Below are 20,177 nucleotides of genomic sequence, written 5' to 3' on the forward strand. Positions count from 1 at the left end.
AACCAGTCTAGACTTCATATTAGCGCCTCCTACATGAGTTCTTTAGGGCAATGACCCGGCACACACTCATCGTAGCGAGGCTCTATTATTTCTACAAACCCTATTCACTAACGTATACAGGAATGTTATTGGGGACATCATGTCTCTTCGTATCGGCGAATGTTCTAATGGCACAGAGTCGTACCGTCTTGCGATCCGTAATCACAATCTGAGTATCTGTCCAAAGCGACGAATACCTTCTTCGATGTCTTGTGTGTTTGCTCTGGCGAACGAAAACTTTACATATCCGCGTTCCGCACCATAGAGTCCGCCTGGAACAAACAGAACCTTATTACGGATGCCCATTTCGAGAATTTCCGTATCTTTTGCGTCGGCAAGACGTTGAATGACTGAAACGGGGCCCACGACCCAGCCAATCGGTATACCTGGCGCCGCTGTTTTAGACATACTGGCTTTGCGTTCTGAGGGAATATCCTGTCTGGGAGAGCAAGAAATCAGCCAATTGGCTGGTGACAACGAGTGAAACAAAAGATACAGTTTCGATATGGGTTGTTACGGAACAGTTTGTTACGGAAGAGCATGCTTGAATTCAAGTCAGAACTGGAATTCAAGTCAGAACTGCAAGCCAGAACTGCAAGTCAGAACTGGTTGGAGAGAGGAGGATTTCTTGTGTATATTCCCAAGCTTTATCGTCTGGATACGGACGAGGCGATTCAAATTATGAAAGCCTATCCATTTGCGATACTGATTACTGTCGATGAACATCGTCCCATCGCCACACACATTCCTGTAGAGGTTCGTGAAGATGATGGGAAGATTTACGTGTCAGGGCATATCGCATTTGGAAACATGCAAAAAAATACCTTGGAGAACAATGCGGACGTGTTACTTATCTTCCAGGGACCCCACACCTACATTTCATCTAGCTGGTACGAAGCTGAAAACGTGCCTACATGGGACTACTTGGCTGTCCACGCCTACGGAAAGTCTCGTGTTATCGCGGGTGATGAATTAGAAACGGCCTTGGCAGCCATGTTACAACATTACGAAGCCGACAGGGAACACGGACGGTACTTTGAAACATTTACCCATGGGTATATCCAGCAGCAAATGAAAGGCATTGTAGGATTTGAAATCGAGATCACCTCGATAGAAGCTTCAGGGAAGATGAGTCAAAATCGAAACGACAGAGATTATAAAGCGATTGTTGCAGAACTCGAAAAATCAAATGAAGAGGGCGAGCTGAAGGTAGCAAAATGGATGCGTGGCCGCCGTCCACAACTATTTTGAGGTAAGAAACGAGGCGTTTCAATGATTGGATTAATCATCACAGCTGGTTTACTTGGATTTATATACAGTGCCGCCCCTGGGGCCGTGAATACGGAGGCCTTACGGCGAGGATTAAAGAGAGGCTTTTTCCCGTCATTTATGGTCCAAATTGGTGCGCTGTTGGGGGATTTGGTGTAGGCTCTAGTCGGTTTAACGGGCGTTGCACTTGTTTTTCATTTTTTAGCTGTGCAGATTATTTTAGGTATCACAGGCGTAGCCTTTTTACTACGAATGGCGTGGTTGTCATTTATAGACGCCCGCAAGCCAATTCATTTAAATGAATCGAATCGTCACAACGAACATCGGGACTTCGTTACGGGGGTTATTTTTTCCATCGCCAATCCGTTTGGAATCGCGTTTTGGGGAGGGATCGGCGGCGGATTTGCTACGCATATCGCAGGCATGTCTTTGATGGATAAGTTGTTGTTCTTGTTCCTCGGTTTTTCCGTTGGAGCCTTTGCTTGGTGTATCGGGATTTCTTCGTTAGTAGCGTGGTCACGTAAGTTCGTTGGGGAAAAACTGCTGCGCGGCATTTACACAGCGTCGAGTTTGGCCTTGGCTTATTTTGCATTTGAAATGCTGTGGACGTTGATTCACAACACACTGTATCCGATGTTTTCACATCGTTTAGGCTTGAGATCAACCGGGTGAATCAAAGTCAGTCTTCTCCAGAGTTTGGGTTTTTCCGTACCTCGGGTTTTTGGTGATACTGTTCCAATTCGAGTAGTTGTTCTCGGAGTTCCAGTGTGAACGTTTCCTCCTTCTTCGGTGAGGCTCCCTTACGCGAGTCTCTGATGAATATTTGGATTTTAACATATGTAGTGGTGATCCGATTATGTACGCGGCTCAAGAATCATAATCAAACAGCCACCCGACCATAGGTGGCTGTTTTTAACACACGTAAAATACCTTTTAAACAACCGGAAACCAACTTAAACAACCGGAAACCAACCGGGTGTATTGACGATGGCTTTCCACAAGGGATCCGGTACAACCAGTCGTTCTTGGTCGTCCTTTGACAGTGTGGTGGCGATTTCGGATTCCCGTCCTTCTTCAACCTTTTCGACCCAATCCGGCTCCATTATGATCTCCCGACCCAATGCGATGAGCGGAACCCCAGTTTCAAGTGCTTTTATGGCGTCATCGGGTGTGTGGATGAGACCAACGCCGATCACTGGTACTGTGTCTCCGACACGTTCTTGAATCAGTTCGATCCGCGTCTTGGATGATTCAACACCTCGCCGTGGCAAGGACCAGAAATCTTGGAGTGAGACATGGAGATAGTCTAACTTTTTGGCAGCTAGAGCACTGATGAGCTCTAACGTATCAGCCATCGTGATCCCGGGCTCCGTTGCCTCTTCCGGGGAGAACCGGTAGCCAACGAGGAATGGGCTTGTTGCATGCTCTGCAACGACCTTTTTTACCTCGTCGACGACGGCAAGCGGGAAGGTCATTCTCTTTTCAAGGCTTCCGCCCCACTCATCGTTGCGACGGTTCGAATGAGGAGAAAAGAACTGCTGAATGAGATATCCGTTGGCACCGTGGACCTCGACCCCATCGTAACCTGCTTCAATCGCTCTTCGTGTTGTTTCACCGAAAGCGCGAACGATGTCCATGACTTCCGCACTGGACAGTTCCCGCGGCTGCGCTGCGCCTTCCTGTTCTGCCGCAACAGAGCTTGCACTCACAACGTCTCCGCCAGGAACGAGTTCGGGCGGACACATTCTCCCGCCGTGAAAGATTTGCAATATCGCCTTCGCGCCTTCGTTTTTGATGGCGGCCGCTAAGTGGCGAAGACTGGGTATCATGTCGTCTGTATGGCCTGCAAACTCACCGGGGAACCCTTTGCCGTTTGCTGTCACGTTGGTGCATGCAGTCACGACCATGCCGACACCTTTCGAGCGTCGAGCGTAATAATTGACTTCAGCGTCTGTGACGGTTCCATCTTCGTTGGATGAGAAATTCGTCATCGGTGCCATGACCACGCGGTTTTTGATGGAAACACCACTGCGGAACCTCAGTGGTTGTAGTAATGGTTGGTATTTGTCAGTCATAGTTGTCTCACCTGCTCATCTGTTACACCAATCTATCTAATGTAACTATAAATTTTATAGCCAAATTCAAATTATATCTTGTTTAGATGATGAAATCAAACCTGTTGCTGACAGGAGTCGTGGGGGTAAGGCAAATTCACGAGGGAATCGGCTGCAATTTTTACGCTGGTTTTGAGGGAGATTGAAAAAGAACGACACAATCCATACAGACGACGAGGACAGCGGCAAGGGGAATGATGGGTGGAACAATTACCGAGTGAATTTTCTTCGACTGAGGAATCATAGGGTGTCCTTCTTACCGACATTCTGACATTGACCACCGGTGGACACCCTGCCTATGTGAATCTGCAGCTCAAGATATGTGCGCTTGCCAATCGTGCGACAGAACCCACGATTGATTCTGGATACGCAGCGCACGGCTTCTGCGCAGGCTGTTCCAGACTCGATTCACCGATTCTCTGCTTACGCCGAGCATTTGCGCAATTTCAGTCTGCGTCACAGGAAGGTCGATGTGCACTCCGTCAGCTTCCTTAGAGCCGTAGTCTGTCGCTAGTTGTTCCAGAAAGAAGCGAAGGCGCTCCGAAGTCCCGGATACAGCCAATTGATGAGCGAACTCATACATTTTGTACAAACGTCGGTTCATCTCGCCCGCAATCTGCATGATCGTCTTGGGAAACGGCTGAACCCATCGCTCAAAGTCTGCTTGTGGAACTTCGATGATGCTCGTATCCGTGAGGCAGTAGGCATAAACGGGCAGTGGATCGTGGAAAAAGAGACTCGTGCCCGGCAAAAAGAATCCGCCCTGGACGATCCGGTGAATGCATTCCCTGCCTTCTTCATCGAGGTGAACGAGTTTCACAAGACCCGATTGAATGAAGAACACCGTTCTTACGTTTGCGTGTTGGCCAATCAACATGGAGTGCTTTATATACTGCCGTCTATGGCTGAATTGGCATAAATCTTCAAGTGCCGACTGTGGGACATCCGAAAATAATGGCAGCGTGGAGAAAAAATCGAGCATACACATCATCCCTTCGTCTAATTCGGCACAAATATATCGAATCGGTGACGTGTTGGAGAAGTCATAGTCAGACCAATTGGTGTGGTCTATTTGAGCTATTAGAGATCTTTAGGCCGGACTATACGCGTAGGGCATCCTTACATGATGTGCGAGTTGCACCTGTGTATAAGCGAGAAGGTTATCCGACTTGTGTCAGCCGTTGTAGGTGCGTAAGGGCACGGTGCAAACCGAGTTCTTGCAGCTTCATTGTGGCAGGTTCCATGGCAAACGACATTTTGCAATCAGACAGTGTAATGTCCATCGGAACGTCTGTCACGATGGTTGCGAGACGTTTGCTCAGGATGGCGATTTCTTGGTGTTGCGTTATTTTTTGTCTCATCTTCTCGGTGAGGGAGTCTCGTGAAGCGAGGAGGTTCTCGAGTGTGCCATACTGTGCAAGCAGCTTCTTCGCTGTTTTTTCCCCAATGCCTGGAACGCCTGGTATATTGTCACTGGTATCTCCCATTAGTCCTTTCAAATCAATGATTTGTGAGGGAGTGAGGCCCCATGTCTCCATGAGAAAGTCCGGTGTGTAGAGATCGAGTTCGGTAATCCCCTTTTTCATGATGGCAACCGTCACGTCATTTTGGACGAGTTGCAGTGCATCGCGATCGCCAGTAAGAATCAATACTTGGCGCTTCGCATCTGCTGCCTTAGAAGCCAAAGTTCCGATGATATCATCCGCTTCGTAGCGTTCATCAAAGTGCTGTGCGACACCAAGGGCCCGAAGAACGTCCTGCATGGTGTCAAACTGAGAGATAAGCTCGTCTGGAAGTTCTCCGCGAGTACCTTTATACGCCGGGTAGAGCTCTCGGCGAAATGTATTACGTGATACGTCCCACGCGACAAACAGGTGTGATGGGTGAACTTTTTCGATTGCGCCAAACATCATATTGAGAAACCCGAATACACCGTTTGTATAAACGCCTTCGGAAGACTGCATGATGCGTCTGCCATATGCGCTGGCGAAGTAGGCTCGTACGAGAACGGAACTGCCATCGATGATAAGAAAATCAGCCTGTTGCAAATGAAGAACCCCTTTTATCACGGATCAGAGAACACGAGAGTATCAAATGCGATGAGTAGCTGAATTATATCATCTTTCCGCTACTGAAACGGGAAAAGCGAGGAGGCAGAAGATGGCACGAATGATTTAGAATGTTATCGGATAATTTATTTTAGACTCCGACTAGCGGTGCGCCATTCACGAGAAACGTTGATCGACCCGAAAAAGCTTCCAGACACCATACGAGACCAACCAGGCGACAATGAAGAGACAAACCAGTATGAAACCAATGGTGCCGAAATTTACGTTTTGCAACCAAGCCCAAAAGCCTTGATTTAATCCCAACATCGGGCTCACAGCTTGAACAGCCTCTATTAATCCGATAAACAATGCTGCCGTCACAGACAATCCCGTCACGGTCAGGTTGTAGTATATTTTTCGAATTGGGGCTACAAATGCCCAGTCGTAGGCGGTCGTCATAAATATCCCATCGGCTGTATCCATCAAGCTCATGCCGGCCGCAAACAAGATAGGGAGAGCAATGATGCCCAGATACGGAGTTGTATTTTTCGCCGCACCGGCAGAGATTGCTAAGAGTGAAACCTCACTGGCGGTATCAAAACCTAATCCAAACAGAAACCCAATTGGGTATGCATTCCAACTTTGCTTGACAATCTTAAATAACGGTGAGATGAAGCGGAAAATGAGGCCGCGTGCATTCAGCAATTCTTCAAATTGTGTTTCATCGAAGGAACTTTGGCGCATCTTTAGGAAAACCCTGTAAAGGTGAATCAACACCACTAAGTTGACAATGCCGATGACGAACAAGAAGGCAGCCGATACTATCGTTCCAACAATTCCGCCTATGTGCTGGAGAGCGGGAATGGACCGCTGTACCCAGTGAACCGCAAAAGCTGTGACGCCTGTCATGACGCAGACTACGGTAGAGTGCCCTAGCGAAAAGAAAAATCCGACTCCGATTGGATTTTTCTGTTCCTGTCTCAGCTTCCGTACAATATTATCGATCGCTGCGATGTGATCGGCATCAAACGCATGGCGAAGACCAAAAGTGTACGCTAGAAATCCGAGTCCCAACAACGTTGCATGATGGGGTACGGCCATCAGTAAACAAGCAATGCCCAAAATGTGGAGAACTGCAACACCTGAGCTGTAAATCCAAATTGATTTTTTAAACATCTCACGCCCCCTTGCTACAGCATACATGAATGCGTAGAGCAAGAGGATGAATTCCTCTGCAGTTGGACCCGTGGCGACTCCGATAGATTTAGCGGAACTGAGTTCCTCTGCAGTTGGACCCGTGGCGACTCCGATAGATTTAGAGGAACTGAGTTCCTCTGCAGTTGGACCCGTGGCGACTCCGATAGATTTAGCGGAACTGAGTTCCTCTGCAGTCGGACGCGTGGCGACTCCGATAGATTTAGAGGAACTGAGTTCCTCTGCAGTTGGACCCGTGGCGACTCCGATAGATTTAGAGGAACTGAGTTCCTCTGCAGTCGAACCCGTGGCGACTCCGATAGATTTAGAGGAACTGAGTTCCTCTGCAGTCGAACCCGTGGCGACTCGGAGGGATTTAGAGGAACTGAGTTCCTCAAAAACACTTCAGCCGCTCACTCATGGAGCGGCTGAATCATTGAGCCTGACGCGTTCATCGTCGCGGCTCGGGGTGTGTGCCATGGGGGCATCCTAAAGGTACAAACTGGGCGTGTATACTTGTCACCTTAAGGGCGCACAACCACGCGGGTGTTCGCAGGGATGTTTTTGACCAACTGGGCCTGTCGTTTACCGCTCCCTTGACGGATTATGGCCATTGTCAGACCGAGAGAGGGACAACGAAGCAGCGCTCTTTGATTTGGTTTCACGGTGATTTCTTGAGTTGACTCTACCTTACTGCCGTAGAGAAACGTAAAAGTTTCACCTTTCAGCAAAGTAATGACTGGTGCTTGGGTTGCCATGTCGATAACACCTCCTAACGGCTCACAGGGCGTTTTGTTGCTCTCGTCTATAGGACGCAACACAGCGCTCTGTTGGCAGGGCAAGTATCATTGGACAGATACACCATCTTTTATGCACAAGCCTATGTCATGCACATGAAATGGTATTCTACGAAAGACCTTCTGGCCGATGGGGTCTGATGAATTCTCATTGGCTCTCACACATACAAAAAGACCACGGCTCGCCATTCGGAACCGTGGTCTCCTTTGAAAGCCTTTGCTACCATGTTGTGTGGGGGGGGCGTTAATGCGTCGTAAGCAGAGGTCGATCACTGCGACGTGGTTACGACTCGATCACTGCGACTTGGTTAGGATTCGAGCGCCGCTCTCATGGCCTTCGGATTGTATCCAATCACTACTTGATGATTGAGCACCATGACGGGCACAGTCATGACATTCGTTAACTGGCGGAACTCTTGTCGATAGGCCTTACTGGTCAGGATGTTGCGTTCTTCCCATTGGATTCCTCTCGCCGAAAGGAATTGCCGTGCGGCAGCACAGCGGGGTCAAAGGGGGAGAACGTACATGATTGCCTGTTCTTGCATGGTTCTGGTCAGCTCCCTCTATACATCTTCAGTTTCATTATACCCCATACCGTATATTGCGCGTTGAGCGTTTTTTCGAACGGAGGAGTTTTAGCCTGTAACGCTTTCGCTCCTATTTGCGTCAATCACCACAGAGGAGCTGCAGGGAGGGTGAGATGTCAGTCGCTACAGGTCGAAATATCGCACATTTCCGAAATTTGCGTATAGAATGATGAATGGGGGGTGTATCTATGTTCTTTCTATGGCTTTTTTCGCTGATCATTATTGCTGCCATTAATGGAGCGATTGCCAAGTCAAAGAATCGTAGTGTCATTGGGTGGGTACTTCTGACGATCCCGTTTGGTCTCATTGCAACCCTTGTTGTGGCGGTCATGCCGGGATTACCGTACGACCACTACTAGCAATCATGATGCGAGTCACGATCCACTAAGTGAAATTAAGCCCATCTGCCAGAGTTTGACGGTCTCTGGAACCCGGGAACGCCGCTTCCCTGCGAATTCATTTGAAACAAGCTGCTGACATGAGGTGTGGCCGCATATTTGTGTTCGAATTCGTTCGTCACCGCGTTGTACGAGTAGTCCTTCGCCCACTTCGTACCATGAGTGGATACTTGGTCCAACGCGTACAAGATGAACGAGATTTCGTCGTCTTTCATCATGGGGTGTAATGAAACCCGTACCCATCCGGGTTTCTCAGACAGGTCGTTGTGCTCTACATTGTCCATGATGCGTTTGGATGCTTCTGGGTCAATGTGGAGCAAGTAGTGTCCGTATGTTCCCGCGCAAGAGCAACCCCCTCGGCTCTGAATGCCAAAGCGATCATTCAGTAGTCGCACGACAAGGTTATAGTGAAGATGTGGGAAATAGAAAGAGAAGATGGAGAGGCGATTCGAGAATTGACCGTCAAGCACTTCCAGCCTAGGGACCTGCTTTAGTTGGGACAGTGTCCGTGTGGTTATCTCCCGTTCACGATGCAGCATGTTTGCGGCAAGGAGTTCATCTTTCACCATAAAGGCGAACGCAGCCTTAATCAGCTGCAGGATACCTGGTGTTCCACCATCCTCACGCGTTTCAATATCATTCACGTAAGATCTTCCGCCCCATGGATTCGTCCATTTTACCGTTCCACCGCCGGGTTGATCCGGGATCGTGTTTGCGTACAGTCTTGAATTAAAAATGAGGATTCCAGGGCTGCCTGGCCCGCCGAGAAACTTGTGCGGTGAAAAGAAAATGGCATCCAACTGTTCGGCGGGGTTGTTTGGGTGCATGTTGATAGGAACATACGGTGCAGATGCTGCGAAGTCGACGAAACAAACGCCGCCCTGTTCGTGCATGACTTTGGCTAGCTCGTAGTAGGGTGTCAGAATGCCCGTCACGTTTGAACAAGCAGTAAATGAGCCAATCTTCATTGGCCGATCCCGATAGTCATCCAAAGCTGCGCGCAGCACGCCCGGTTCGACAAGGCCGCTTGGTCCCGGTGGCAGACAGACCACGTCACCAATGGTTTCCAGCCAGGACGTGTGATTAGAGTGGTGTTCCATGTGTGTCACAAAAATGACTGGTTTCAGCTCTTCTGGAACATGGGTATAGGGTCTCGATTTCTCGTGAACCCGCAGGCCAAGGATCCGCTGGAGTTTGTTGATGGCGCTCGTTGCTCCGGTCCCCGTTGGAATCAAAAGGTCGTCCGCGTTTGCCCCGACACGAGACTTAATGTAGTTTGAGGCATATCCGTAGGCATCAGACATGGCCGATCCGGTCATGCTGGTCTGCGAATGGGTATTCCCCATGAACGGCGCAAACTTCTCAAGGAGAACTTCCTCCACAGGCCTATATAGCCGCCCTGTCGCAGTCCAATCGGCATAAATCATTCGAAGTCGCCCGTATGGGGAGTGGAATGGTTGATTGTAGCCGATTGTGTTTCGGCGAAAATCGTGGAACGCATCCGATGACATCCTGAGTCCTCCTTCAAAAAGCCCATCCCTCCACCCTATGATGGTGATGTCGATCGAGTCACAAACGAAAACGGGACTCAGAAATCGAGAAGGCCACAGCCCATTTTGTAGAATATAATGAGGTGGCGACGAAAGCGTATTTTTCGCCGGACTTTATGCCAACGACGGGACGCCCATGTGTTTCCGAGGGATACAAAGGAAGTCAGCGAAAGGACGCAAGTATCTTTGCGAAGGTGGAAGTCGATGCCGAAAATCATGTTTACAGGCGGAGGGTCTGCAGGGCACGTATCGGTTAACTTAGCTCTGATTCCAAAATTTGAAAAAGACGGTTGGTCGATTGTGTATGTTGGGTCAGAGAAAGGGATTGAGAAAAGTCTTGTAGCCACAAAAAACATCCGTTATATCGGGATTTCTTCCGGGAAACTCCGGCGGTATTTCGATTTAAAGAACTTTTCCGATCCATTTCGAGTCCTCCGTGGCGCCTTTCAAGCGGTCCGCGTTGTACGAAAAGAAAAACCGAACGTTCTGTTTTCCAAAGGCGGCTTTGTGTCTGTGCCAGTGGTTGTCGGGGCTTGGTTGAACCGCGTGCCCATCATCATTCATGAGTCGGATTTGACCCCTGGTCTTGCCAATCGGTTATCCATGAGGTTTGCCAAGACCATCTGCACGACCTTCAAAGAATCGGAAAAGTACCTGCCCGAGGGGAAGACCCGTTACGTCGGTGCCATTGTTCGTGAGGAACTGTTAAAAGGCGATGCCGACAGAGGCAGGGTATTCTGTGATTTTGCGACCAACAAACCTGTGCTTGTCATTATGGGGGGGAGTCTCGGGGCTCGAAAGATTAACCAGACGGTCCGCGCAGTGCTCGATAAGCTCACACAGTCGTACAATATTGTTCATCTGTGCGGGAAGGGGAACGTAGACACATCGCTCACAGCGAGCGGATATCGTCAATATGAGTACCTCGATGAGCCGTTGCCGGATGTTTTAGCGATGGCCGATGTCGTAGTTTCACGAGCAGGGTCAAACTCGATATTTGAACTGTTGCATCTTCAGAAGCCGATGCTCCTGATCCCGTTAACGAAGGAGCAGAGCAGAGGGGATCAGATTCTCAATGCCAAAGCCTTTGAGTCGGCTGGGTTCTCTCGTGTATTAGAGGAAGAGGAGATGAATTCTCTGACGCTTCCCACTGCCATTGACGATGTCTACGAGCACCGTGAATCGTTCATTCAGAACATGGAAAAAGCCAACCGCCATGACACGCTGACTGAGGTGTTTGAGTTTATTAAACAGGTGGCCAACACGTGATGACGAACCGGTATGCCGAAGTTGCGTTTGCACAACTTCTCCTTTCAGGAACACTCATCCATGAAGGGGATTTTCATGTCTTGCAGCAGGCATACGGGATTTCACTTCATCCCACCAGGGTCATGGTCGTGTCCGTCGATCGGTACCCCGATTTGGCTTCGGAACGACCGTTTACGTGGCGGACCGAGATTGGGTATACGGTAGCAGATGTAGTTTCGAAGACCACTGAAGAACTTGGTTTGTCACATTTATGGTTGTGGACTGAAGAGGGCGTGATGGCCCTCTTTCTTGATCTGCTTGCCTTCTCTACGGCATCGTTTCAAGATGACGCAGTGTTGGAGACCGCGCGAACCATTCAAAAGAACATGAGAGATGCTGGGGTATCGGTGTCGATAGGCATCGGATCGACCTACGCGGACCCCAATTCACTCTGCCGGTCTTTTCATGAAGCGGTCGAATCGATGAGTGGGCGTTTCTTTCAGGGGAACGAGCTTATCTTTTTGTATCAGCGTGATGAGAAGGTAGATGAACGCTGGACAGATCCCCTCACTCGTGAAAAGACAGAGTTGCTCGCCTTGGTGCAGATGGGCGATGAACACGGCGTTCACAAACAGCTCCCAGATTTGCTCGAAAATATGGCGCAGGCCTCAGGATTCAACGAGAAGCTGTTCCGCTCGGAAGCGATTGACCTTGTTATGATGATGTCACGAGCCGTGCTGGAAGCGGGGATCCAGGCAATTGAGGTGCTCGCGGAGAATGCACGGGTTGTTCACGAGTTGTACGGCACCATTCGCTATGACAAGTTTGTGCAGAAGGCTGCTTTGTACGGCGATTGGCTGACAAAACAGGTCAGTCAGTCGCAACTATCGAAGGCATCACCAATGGTTTACGATGCAATCCAGTTTGTAAAACAGCGCCACCGGGAACATCTCTCTCTCGACGACGTAGCACGACACTGCTGTGTCAGCAAGTATCATCTTGCGCATCGTTTTAAACAGGAGACGGGCATAGGTGTGATTGACTTTCTCAACCAAATTCGCATTGACAAGGCCGTCTATTATCTGAATACGTCCGCCCTCCCCGTTCAACAGATCGCAGAACAGGTTGGTTACCAGGATGCGAACTACTTCAGTCGCATATTTCGAAAACGAATCGGATACAGCCCGAGTGCATACCGGCTGCGATCCGAATAACAAGATTGTGCTAGTCAAACGCAACGTGCGCTAGGTGATTTGTAAACGGTTTCGATTACGCTGATGGTATTCAAATTCTGATTTGCGCGACTTTCCCTTGCTGGCGCAGCTTACTGTCTGGCTTGTGAGGTCAGAGGTCGCTCTGAAAGGGAGCGGATCCATGATGGCGATTCAGTCCGAACCGAGAACGATTCGTGCACCACGGGGCACAACCCGGAGTGCGAAAGGGTGGGTGCAGGAGGCTGCGCTCCGAATGCTTATGAATAACCTCGATCCAGAAGTTGCAGAACGCCCAAGTGACCTCGTTGTGTACGGCGGCATTGGCAAGGCGGCAAGAAACTGGGAGAGTTTCGATAAGATTGTCGAGTGTCTGAAGGACCTCGAAGGGGATGAAAGTCTGTTGATTCAGTCCGGGAAACCGGTTGGAATCTTTAAGACGCACCCGCATGCCCCCCGTGTCTTGATTTCCAACTCCGTATTGGTTCCAGCATTCGCGAACTGGGACACATTCCATGAACTCGACAAAAAAGGTCTGATGATGTTTGGTCAGATGACGGCCGGCAGTTGGATCTACATCGGCAGTCAGGGCATCCTTCAAGGGACCTACGAAACGTTTGCAGAAGCGGCCAGGCAGCACAGCGGCGGCAGTCTGAAAGGCACCCTGACCCTGACGGCAGGTCTTGGCGGCATGGGCGGTGCACAACCGCTGGCCGTCACGATGAACGATGGGGTGATGATTGGCATTGAGGTCGATCCGAAGCGGATCGAGCGCCGCATCCACACCCGCTACTGTGATGTGATGGTGGAGAAGCTGGATGAAGCACTGAGGCTGGCAGAAGAAGCGAAGTCAAAAGGCCGGCCGCTGTCGATTGGGCTGGTTGGAAACGCCGCTGAACTGTTGCCAGAGATTGTGAAGCGAGGGATTGTCCCTGACTTTGTTACGGATCAGACCTCAGCGCACGATCCGCTAAACGGCTATATCCCAGAAGGCTACAGTCTGGAAGCTGCGGCGGAATTGCGACAGCGGGATCCCAAAGAGTATGTCCGGTTGTCGAAGCGCTCGATGGCAAAACACGTTCAGGCCATGCTCGACCTGCAGAAACAGGGTTCCGTAGTCTTTGATTACGGCAACAACATCCGCCAGGTCGCGTTTGATGAGGGTGTCAAAGACGCTTTCAACTTCCCAGGCTTTGTGCCTGCCTATATTCGGCCGCTGTTTTGCGAAGGGAAGGGTCCGTTTCGTTGGGTGGCATTGTCAGGTGACTCGCAAGACATTTACAAGACGGATGAACTGTTGCTGAAACTGTTTCCCGAGAACCAAGCCCTCCGCCGTTGGATCACACTTGCTCAGGAACGCGTTGCTTTCCAAGGCCTGCCGGCACGCATCTGTTGGCTCGGCTACGGTGAACGCGCGAAGTTTGGGCTGGCTATCAACGAGATGGTGCGCAAGGGCGAGATCAGTGCGCCGATTGTGATAGGCAGGGATCACCTTGACTCTGGATCGGTCGCATCGCCGAATCGGGAAACGGAAGGTATGAAGGACGGCTCCGACGCAGTCGCAGACTGGGCAGTGTTAAACGCCCTCGTAAACACAGCTTCGGGGGCGAGTTGGGTCTCATTCCACCACGGCGGCGGAGTTGGGATGGGTTATTCGCTGCACGCTGGCATGGTCGTGGTGGCGGACGGCAGCGAAGAGGCGGATGAGAAACTCTCGCGGGTTTTGACCACAGATCCTGGCATGGGCATCATCCGCCATGCGGATGCGGGATACGACAAGGCGATTGAAACGGCCAAGGAACGCGGCGTTCGTGTCCCGATGCTCGGTATTTGATACGGGGATGTAGTGGGATGTAGCTGGATGCAGCGGGAGGATGCCCGCACTTTTAGTGCACGTTCTCTCGCTTAAGGTGTGAAGAAACGTGCGGTTCAGAAAGTGGCCGTACGACAGGTGAACAATGAAGGCTGGGAAAAACATTCGGAGGTGGAGCCGTGGCGCAGCATACGGTGGATTCAGAAGACAACGCAAATTTACAGAAGAACGTGGATTTGCTGGTTCATAATATCGGCACGCTCGTGACGATGCGGGGGAAGTCAGGGCCGCGAATCGGATCGGACATGTCAAATGTTGGTGCCATCGAGCACGGGGCAGTAGCGATTCGAGAAGGGAAGATTGTGGCTGCAGGCCCGGAAGATGAGGTTCGCGCACAGCTTGAAGGCGTCTTGGTCACGAAAGAACTGGACGCAGGGGGCCGCTTGGTCACGCCAGGATTGGTGGAGCCGCACACGCACCTTGTCCACGGTGGATCGAGAGAGCATGAACTGGCTCTGAAACTGAAGGGCGCGTCTTATCTCGAAATCCTTGCGAACGGCGGTGGAATCCTGAGTACGGTTCAGGCCACACGGGCTGCGAGTGAGGACGAACTGTTTGCAAAGGCAAAGATAAGCCTCGACACGATGTTGTTGTTTGGCGCGACTACGGTGGAAGCAAAAAGCGGATATGGACTGACACTGAACGACGAGCTCAAGCAACTCCGGGTAAACAAGCGGTTGCAAGATTCGCATGCGGTTGATGTGGTCTCAACGTTTATGGGTGCTCACGCGGTCCCAACGGAGTATAAGGGACGCGCTGACGAGTACGTTGCTCTGGTTATCAACGAGATGCTGCCGGAGGTCAAACGCCAAGGATTAGCGGAGTTTTGCGACGTGTTCTGCGAGCACGGGGTGTTTACAGTGGAACAGTCAAGGACGATTCTGGGTGCCGCCAAGGAGCTTGGGTTTGGGGTCAAGATCCACGCGGATGAGATTGAACCCATGGGTGGCGCAGAACTCGCGGGGGAGCAGGGCTGCATTTCGGCGGAACACCTGCTGGCCGCTTCGAATGAAGGATTTCGGGTGATGGCGGAAGCAGGGGTTATCGGTGTTTGCCTGCCGGCGACGTCCTTCAACTTGCGAGCGAAACATGCGAGGGCCCGAGCGATGATTGAGGTGGGCGTACCGGTGGCGTTGTCCACTGACTATAACCCAGGGAGCTCGCCAACCGAATCGTTGCAACTGGTGATGACACTTGGATGTCTCAACTTGGGGATGACGCCGGAGGAAGTACTGACCGCCATGACCATCAACGCGGCATATGCGATTGGGCGTGGTGAGCGAATTGGCAGCTTGGAACCCGGAAAGGACGCGGACCTTGTGGTTTACAACGCAACCAACATCGCCTATCTGCCCTATCACTTTGGCATCAACCACGTGGACACGGTGGTGAAGCGGGGCCAGATTGTAGTTCGGGATGGCAGGCTGGTTTCGGAGGTGCACGCCTGATGATCCGACATGTGGAGCCGCCGAATTCACGGTTTCGTGATCACTTGGATCCAAAGGTCGCAGACTGGATTAAGCCGTATCGTGATGGAGGCAAAGCGGCCGGAACGGACGGTAGCGTGGGCAACAGCGGCCGGGGTGACGGCACAGGGGAAAGCAGAGTGGGCAACAGCTACGCGGGCACAGGAGGGGGGAGCGGTGCAGATGATGGCCGACCGGATTCTGGAGTCCGGAAGGCGGACTCCTTTGATGCTGCCATTCTCGGTGTACCGATAAGCAAAACGTCGATCAGCCACTCTGCAGCTTTTCGCTTGCCGGACGCAATCCGATCCACATTTCACTCATTCAGCCCGTACAACATGAACCGTCGGTTAGACTTGAGTGAAGTGTTGCACGTTGTCGACGTCGGGAATGTACAGATGCATCTCACGGATTTGCAGTTGTGTCATCAGCGGATCGAGGATGCGGTGAAATCGTACTGGCAAAGCCATTCAGCACCGGTGATTGTCCTTGGGGGCGATCACTCGATAACAGGTGCCGCGATGCTCGGTTTGACACAGGCCACAGAACGAACATATGGTGTAATTCACTTTGACGCGCATCATGATGTGCGAAATCTCGAAGATGGTGGGCGGTCAAACGGCACACCGTTTCGCACCTTGTTGTCGAGCGGCGCTGTGTCGGGAAAACATGTGATACAAATCGGGCTTCGAGACTATGTGAATGCGCGAGCCTACCATGAATACGTGTTGCAACACGGGGTGACTGTCGTGACGGCTCGTGAGGTGCATCATAGAGGACTGATGAGGGTACTCGAGGAAGCGTATCGGATCGTCAGTGATGGTACGGATGCGGTGTATCTCAGCTTTGATATGGACGTGCTTGATCAGTCTCACGTACCTGGTGTGCCGGCCCCTGGTCCCGGTGGACTTGCCATCTACGATGTTATTGAAGCATTGGAATGGCTTGGTGCAAAACCGAACATCGAGATGATGGATATTGTCTGTGCTGATCCGTCGCAAGACTTTCGGGACTTAACGACACGGGTGGCGGCAAACGTGGTGTTGTCGTTTCTGACGGGCTTGGCCATGCGTAAACAGACCGCGGTAGATATGGGGTAAGGTTCGCGGGATTGGCCCGTGACTCGGGGCAGTGGCGGTGTTCGCGCCTGGGGAAGGGCTTGGGCCTGTTGGCATGCAGTTGTGGCGCATCGGCAAGACTGCGGTGGGCAGCGGGCAGTGGGCAGTGGGCAGTCGTGGCAAGGGCATGATCATAGGTAACAGCGGCTCGGGGAGTGCCCATAGTCCTTGGTGGCCTGCAGCAAATCCTGTTCGGTGGTTCGTTGGTCTTGTTGGTCGCATGCATTCCTGTGACCAGGCAAACTTGCGTTGACGAATTCGAGGAACACGAATATTCTAAGACTAGAGAACCATTAGCTAATAGCGATTAGAGAGTAGCAGGTCAGATGACTTGTGAGGATCAGATTGTGGCTTGTTTCGAGGGATAGCTGGAACATGGTTCGTGTAAGGAATAGGATCACGGAATAGGATAACAGCCCACGGCGATTAGTTATTAGGGGGCTATACCAAGAAGCGCTTGTTTCTTGGTATAGCCCCCTTTGTTTTTGAAGAGGTTGTGGCGACTTAACGAACCGCCTGAACGCGTACTAAGTCGGTACCGCCGACTTAACCATACCTAGCGGGATCTCATTGGCAGCGCTAAGTCGGTATCGCCGACTTAAGTCTCGAAAACAGAGGTGTTAAGTCGCCCGTGGCGACTTAACGAACCGTCTGAAGGCGTGCTAAGTCGGTACCACCGACTTAACCTGGCCTAGCGGGACCTCATTGGCAGCGCTAAGTCGCTGTCACCGACTTAAGTCTCGAAAACAGAGGTGTTAAGTCGCCCGTGGCGACTTAATGAACCGCCTGAACGCGTACTAAGTCGGTATCGCCGACTTAACCATACCTAGCGGGGCCTCATTGGCAGAGCTAAGTCGGTGTCACCGACTTAAGTCTCGAAAACAGAGGTGTTAAGTCGCCCGTGGCGACTTAACGAACCGTCTGAAGGCGTGCTAAGTCGGTATCGCCGACTTAACCGGGCCTAGCGGGACCTCATTGGCAGCGCTAAGTCGCTGCGACTCACTGAACGAGCCACCGGAACATCGTGGGGCATGCGGCGTTGAATATCGAGAGGAGACGACGAGAATGACAATTCAATTGGATGGCAACAGCTTAACGATAAAGCAGGTGGCGCAGGTGCTGTACCACAAAGAAACGGTCGAGATCGACCCGCAGGCTTGGGGACGGATCGCCGACAGCCGCGCTGTGGTTGAACGGAATGTGAGTGAAGGCAACGTCATTTATGGCGTGACGACAGGATTCGGGAAGTTTAGTGACGTCGTCATACCGGCCGCAGATGTGGAGGACCTACAGCTCAACCTCATCCGCAGCCATGCATCAGGAATTGGCGATCCGTTTTCTGAAACCGTAAGCCGCGCGATGCTCCTGCTCCGGGCGAACGCACTGGCGAAGGGGTATTCTGGTGTCCGGCGTGAAACTTTGCAACTGCTGGTCGACTGTCTAAATGAGGGGGTTCACCCCGTCATCCCGAGCCAAGGCTCTCTTGGTGCGAGTGGCGATCTCGCTCCTCTCGCACACCTGGCCTTGGTTCTGATTGGTGAGGGTGAGGCGATCTACCGCGGTGAGCGGATGTCCGGGAGACAGGCGCTGGATGCTGCAGGATTGCGGCCGATCCGTTTGAAAGCCAAAGAAGGCCTAGCGTTGATTAACGGGACCCAAGCGATGACGGCGGTAGGGGTGGTCGGGTACCTCGAAGCAGCTCATCTGGCCGACTTCGCCGATCGTGTTGCAGCCCTGACATTAGAGAGCCTGCGCGGAATCGTGGATGCTTTCTACCCTGAAGCGCACGCAGTTCGGCCGTATCCGGAACAACAAGAGGTGGCAACCCGCATACTTTCATATGTGGATGGCAGTCAATTAACCACACGACAAGGCGAACTTCGCGTTCAAGATGCGTACTCTCTGCGATGTATCCCTCAGGTACACGGTGCAGTGAGGCAGGTCTTAAACTATGTGAAAGAGAAACTTATGATTGAAATGAACGCAGCAACGGATAACCCGCTCATTTTCTCAGACACAGGGCACGTCATCTCGGGTGGAAACTTCCACGGGCAACCCATCGCCTTCGCCATGGACTTCCTTGGCATTGGGATGGCAGAAATTGCGAATATCTCTGAACGTAGAATTGAGCGGCTCGTTAATCCGCAACTGAACGACCTGCCTCCATTTTTGAGCCCGGAGCCTGGTCTGCAATCCGGGTTAATGATCACCCAGTATGCAGCCGCATCTCTCGTCTCTGAAAACAAGGTACTCGCGCATCCGGCAAGTGTCGACTCCATTCCTTCCTCGGCGAACCAGGAAGACCATGTGAGCATGGGAACGATTGCAGCGAGACACGCACAGCAAATCATCCAAAACAGTCGCCGCGTAATTGCCATCGAGGCCATCTGTGCCGCGCAGGCTGCATCTGTCAGAGGCGTGCAAAAGTTGGCTCCCAAGACGCGGGAACTTTACCAGCAGATTCGTGAAGTCGTTCCGGTGATTGAGAAGGATAGGGTGTTCTCGACAGACATTGAAAATTTGGCCGCATGGGTGAGAGATGCCGTGCAAAATGTTAATGTTGAGCTTGGAAGCACCGTTTCGTAGGCTGCCACCGCTTTCCACATAGGGGCACTTACAACAGGCTCGCGTAAGAGGAACTACTAAGTGGACTTTAACGAGGGCCTGAGAAAATACTTTACACTGAGGGTTCGGTTGAATCGTAGACCATCCTGATTTGACAATACACAGTCCCCACACGACAGGTCATTTCAATCGAGAGAAGTGTGATGAAAACATGGTCCCGCAGAATCAAATTGGGAAATCAGCAATGATGCTGGCGCTGTTCGGAGAGGGTGCCGATCAGATGGCATTGATGAAAACACTCGAGGACGATGGATTTTCGGTGACCCTTGGGAAAATCGGGACCATGGAATCTCACAAAATTGTCGCGGCTGTAGAGACGGCAGCGAAGAAAAATGGGATTATCAGTTCAGAGCTTTATCGAGAAGAGCATGCCCTTTATCACGCTACAATGGAAGCCTTGCTTGGTGTAGGGCGCGGTGTGGCTTCGTTTGGCACCCAACTTCGGACTGTCGGACTCCGGTTTGCCATCGTTCGAGGGAGGCCGTACAGTAATCCGGAAGAAGGAGAATGGCTCGCCGTCGCCTTTTACGGGACCATTGGAGCCCCAGTGAAGGGGTTTGAACACGAAGCGCTCGGACTCGGTGTGAATCACATTTAAGTGAATTATAGTGATTGAGTCCGTAAGCCTCAGTGTCGTGTG

Annotated in this window: 18 protein-coding genes and 2 pseudogenes; 12 read left to right on the plus strand and 8 right to left on the minus strand. The window is 51.5% G+C overall.

Going from position 1 to position 20,177, the window contains the following annotated elements; genetic code table 11:
• Positions 1–201: 201 nt before the first annotated feature.
• Complete coding sequence (locus tag AN477_RS17970; RefSeq protein ID WP_054970562.1) at positions 202–447, minus strand: hypothetical protein; 246 nt, start codon at positions 445–447, stop codon at positions 202–204.
• Positions 448–519: 72 nt separating this feature from the next.
• Here AN477_RS17970 and AN477_RS17975 point away from each other — a divergent pair, with 72 nt between their 5' ends.
• From AN477_RS17975 to AN477_RS17980, 3 genes and pseudogenes are all read left to right on the plus strand, one after another.
• Positions 520–1,290, plus strand: a complete 771-nt coding sequence (locus tag AN477_RS17975; RefSeq protein ID WP_245631885.1) for an FMN-binding negative transcriptional regulator — start codon at positions 520–522, stop codon at positions 1,288–1,290.
• Between the two features lie 21 nt (positions 1,291–1,311).
• On the plus strand, positions 1,312–1,467 hold the full coding sequence (locus AN477_RS24700; protein WP_157062047.1) for a hypothetical protein: 156 nt from the start codon (positions 1,312–1,314) through the stop codon (positions 1,465–1,467).
• A 15-nt stretch (positions 1,468–1,482) separates the two neighbouring features.
• Positions 1,483–1,980, plus strand: a pseudogene (locus AN477_RS17980) (LysE family transporter); the annotation flags it as partial.
• A 281-nt stretch (positions 1,981–2,261) separates the two neighbouring features.
• Here AN477_RS17980 and AN477_RS17985 read toward each other — a convergent pair.
• From AN477_RS17985 to AN477_RS18000, 4 genes are all read right to left on the minus strand, one after another.
• Entirely contained in the window at positions 2,262–3,383 is a 1,122-nt protein-coding gene (locus AN477_RS17985) for an NADH-dependent flavin oxidoreductase (RefSeq protein WP_054970564.1), read from the minus strand.
• Between the two features lie 352 nt (positions 3,384–3,735).
• Positions 3,736–4,404 (minus strand): Crp/Fnr family transcriptional regulator, encoded by a 669-nt coding sequence (locus tag AN477_RS17990; protein WP_054970565.1) that lies wholly within the window; start codon positions 4,402–4,404, stop codon positions 3,736–3,738.
• Positions 4,405–4,582: 178 nt separating this feature from the next.
• Positions 4,583–5,470 carry a 5'-3' exonuclease gene (locus tag AN477_RS17995; protein WP_054970566.1) on the minus strand — a complete coding sequence of 296 codons (888 nt, stop codon included), beginning with the start codon at positions 5,468–5,470 and terminating at the stop codon, positions 4,583–4,585.
• A gap of 177 nt (positions 5,471–5,647) precedes the next feature.
• A complete protein-coding gene (locus tag AN477_RS18000) occupies positions 5,648–6,646 on the minus strand; it encodes a HoxN/HupN/NixA family nickel/cobalt transporter (protein ID WP_054970567.1) in 999 nt (332 codons plus the stop codon).
• Positions 6,647–6,692: 46 nt separating this feature from the next.
• Between AN477_RS18000 and AN477_RS18005 the strand changes: the two genes are divergently transcribed.
• Positions 6,693–7,157: a hypothetical protein gene (locus AN477_RS18005; RefSeq protein WP_054970568.1), complete on the plus strand. Its 465-nt coding sequence runs from the start codon at positions 6,693–6,695 to the stop codon at positions 7,155–7,157.
• Between the two features lie 31 nt (positions 7,158–7,188).
• On the opposite strand, the gene AN477_RS18010 is transcribed toward AN477_RS18005, so the two are convergent.
• Together AN477_RS18010 and AN477_RS25940 are read right to left on the minus strand one after the other, a co-directional pair.
• On the minus strand, positions 7,189–7,422 hold the full coding sequence (locus AN477_RS18010) for a hypothetical protein (RefSeq protein ID WP_054970569.1): 234 nt from the start codon (positions 7,420–7,422) through the stop codon (positions 7,189–7,191).
• Positions 7,423–7,769: 347 nt separating this feature from the next.
• A pseudogene (locus AN477_RS25940) lies at positions 7,770–7,955 on the minus strand (glutaredoxin family protein); the annotation flags it as partial.
• 281 nt (positions 7,956–8,236) lie between these two features.
• On the opposite strand from AN477_RS25940, the gene AN477_RS25110 reads away from it, so the two are divergent.
• A complete protein-coding gene (locus tag AN477_RS25110) occupies positions 8,237–8,407 on the plus strand; it encodes a hypothetical protein (protein WP_169787922.1) in 171 nt (56 codons plus the stop codon).
• Between the two features lie 35 nt (positions 8,408–8,442).
• On the opposite strand, the gene AN477_RS18015 is transcribed toward AN477_RS25110, so the two are convergent.
• Positions 8,443–9,957 carry an aminotransferase class V-fold PLP-dependent enzyme gene (locus AN477_RS18015; RefSeq protein ID WP_054970570.1) on the minus strand — a complete coding sequence of 505 codons (1,515 nt, stop codon included), beginning with the start codon at positions 9,955–9,957 and terminating at the stop codon, positions 8,443–8,445.
• Positions 9,958–10,200: 243 nt separating this feature from the next.
• Here AN477_RS18015 and AN477_RS18020 point away from each other — a divergent pair, with 243 nt between their 5' ends.
• The 7 genes from AN477_RS18020 to hutP all read left to right on the plus strand — a co-directional run bounded on the left by AN477_RS18020 (position 10,201) and on the right by hutP (position 20,135).
• On the plus strand, positions 10,201–11,265 hold the full coding sequence (locus AN477_RS18020) for an undecaprenyldiphospho-muramoylpentapeptide beta-N-acetylglucosaminyltransferase (protein ID WP_054970571.1): 1,065 nt from the start codon (positions 10,201–10,203) through the stop codon (positions 11,263–11,265).
• Positions 11,265–12,458: a helix-turn-helix domain-containing protein gene (locus tag AN477_RS18025; RefSeq protein ID WP_157062048.1), complete on the plus strand. Its 1,194-nt coding sequence runs from the start codon at positions 11,265–11,267 to the stop codon at positions 12,456–12,458. Before AN477_RS18020 ends, AN477_RS18025 begins: the two co-directional genes overlap by 1 nt.
• A gap of 163 nt (positions 12,459–12,621) precedes the next feature.
• Positions 12,622–14,289, plus strand: coding sequence for a urocanate hydratase (gene hutU, locus AN477_RS18030; protein WP_054970714.1), 1,668 nt, complete (start codon positions 12,622–12,624; stop codon positions 14,287–14,289).
• 248 nt (positions 14,290–14,537) lie between these two features.
• Complete coding sequence (hutI, locus tag AN477_RS18035; protein WP_054970715.1) at positions 14,538–15,776, plus strand: imidazolonepropionase; 1,239 nt, start codon at positions 14,538–14,540, stop codon at positions 15,774–15,776.
• On the plus strand, positions 15,776–16,894 hold the full coding sequence (gene hutG, locus AN477_RS18040) for a formimidoylglutamase (protein ID WP_054970573.1): 1,119 nt from the start codon (positions 15,776–15,778) through the stop codon (positions 16,892–16,894). Before hutI ends, hutG begins: the two co-directional genes overlap by 1 nt.
• 1,083 nt (positions 16,895–17,977) lie before the next feature.
• Positions 17,978–19,498, plus strand: a complete 1,521-nt coding sequence (gene hutH, locus AN477_RS18050; protein ID WP_054970575.1) for a histidine ammonia-lyase — start codon at positions 17,978–17,980, stop codon at positions 19,496–19,498.
• A gap of 190 nt (positions 19,499–19,688) precedes the next feature.
• On the plus strand, positions 19,689–20,135 hold the full coding sequence (hutP, locus tag AN477_RS18055; protein WP_054970576.1) for a histidine utilization transcription antiterminator HutP: 447 nt from the start codon (positions 19,689–19,691) through the stop codon (positions 20,133–20,135).
• Positions 20,136–20,177: the final 42 nt, after the last annotated feature.

The organism is Paenalicyclobacillus ferrooxydans, from assembly GCF_001399675.1.
Lineage (GTDB): Bacteria > Bacillota > Bacilli > Alicyclobacillales > Alicyclobacillaceae > Alicyclobacillus_B > Alicyclobacillus_B ferrooxydans.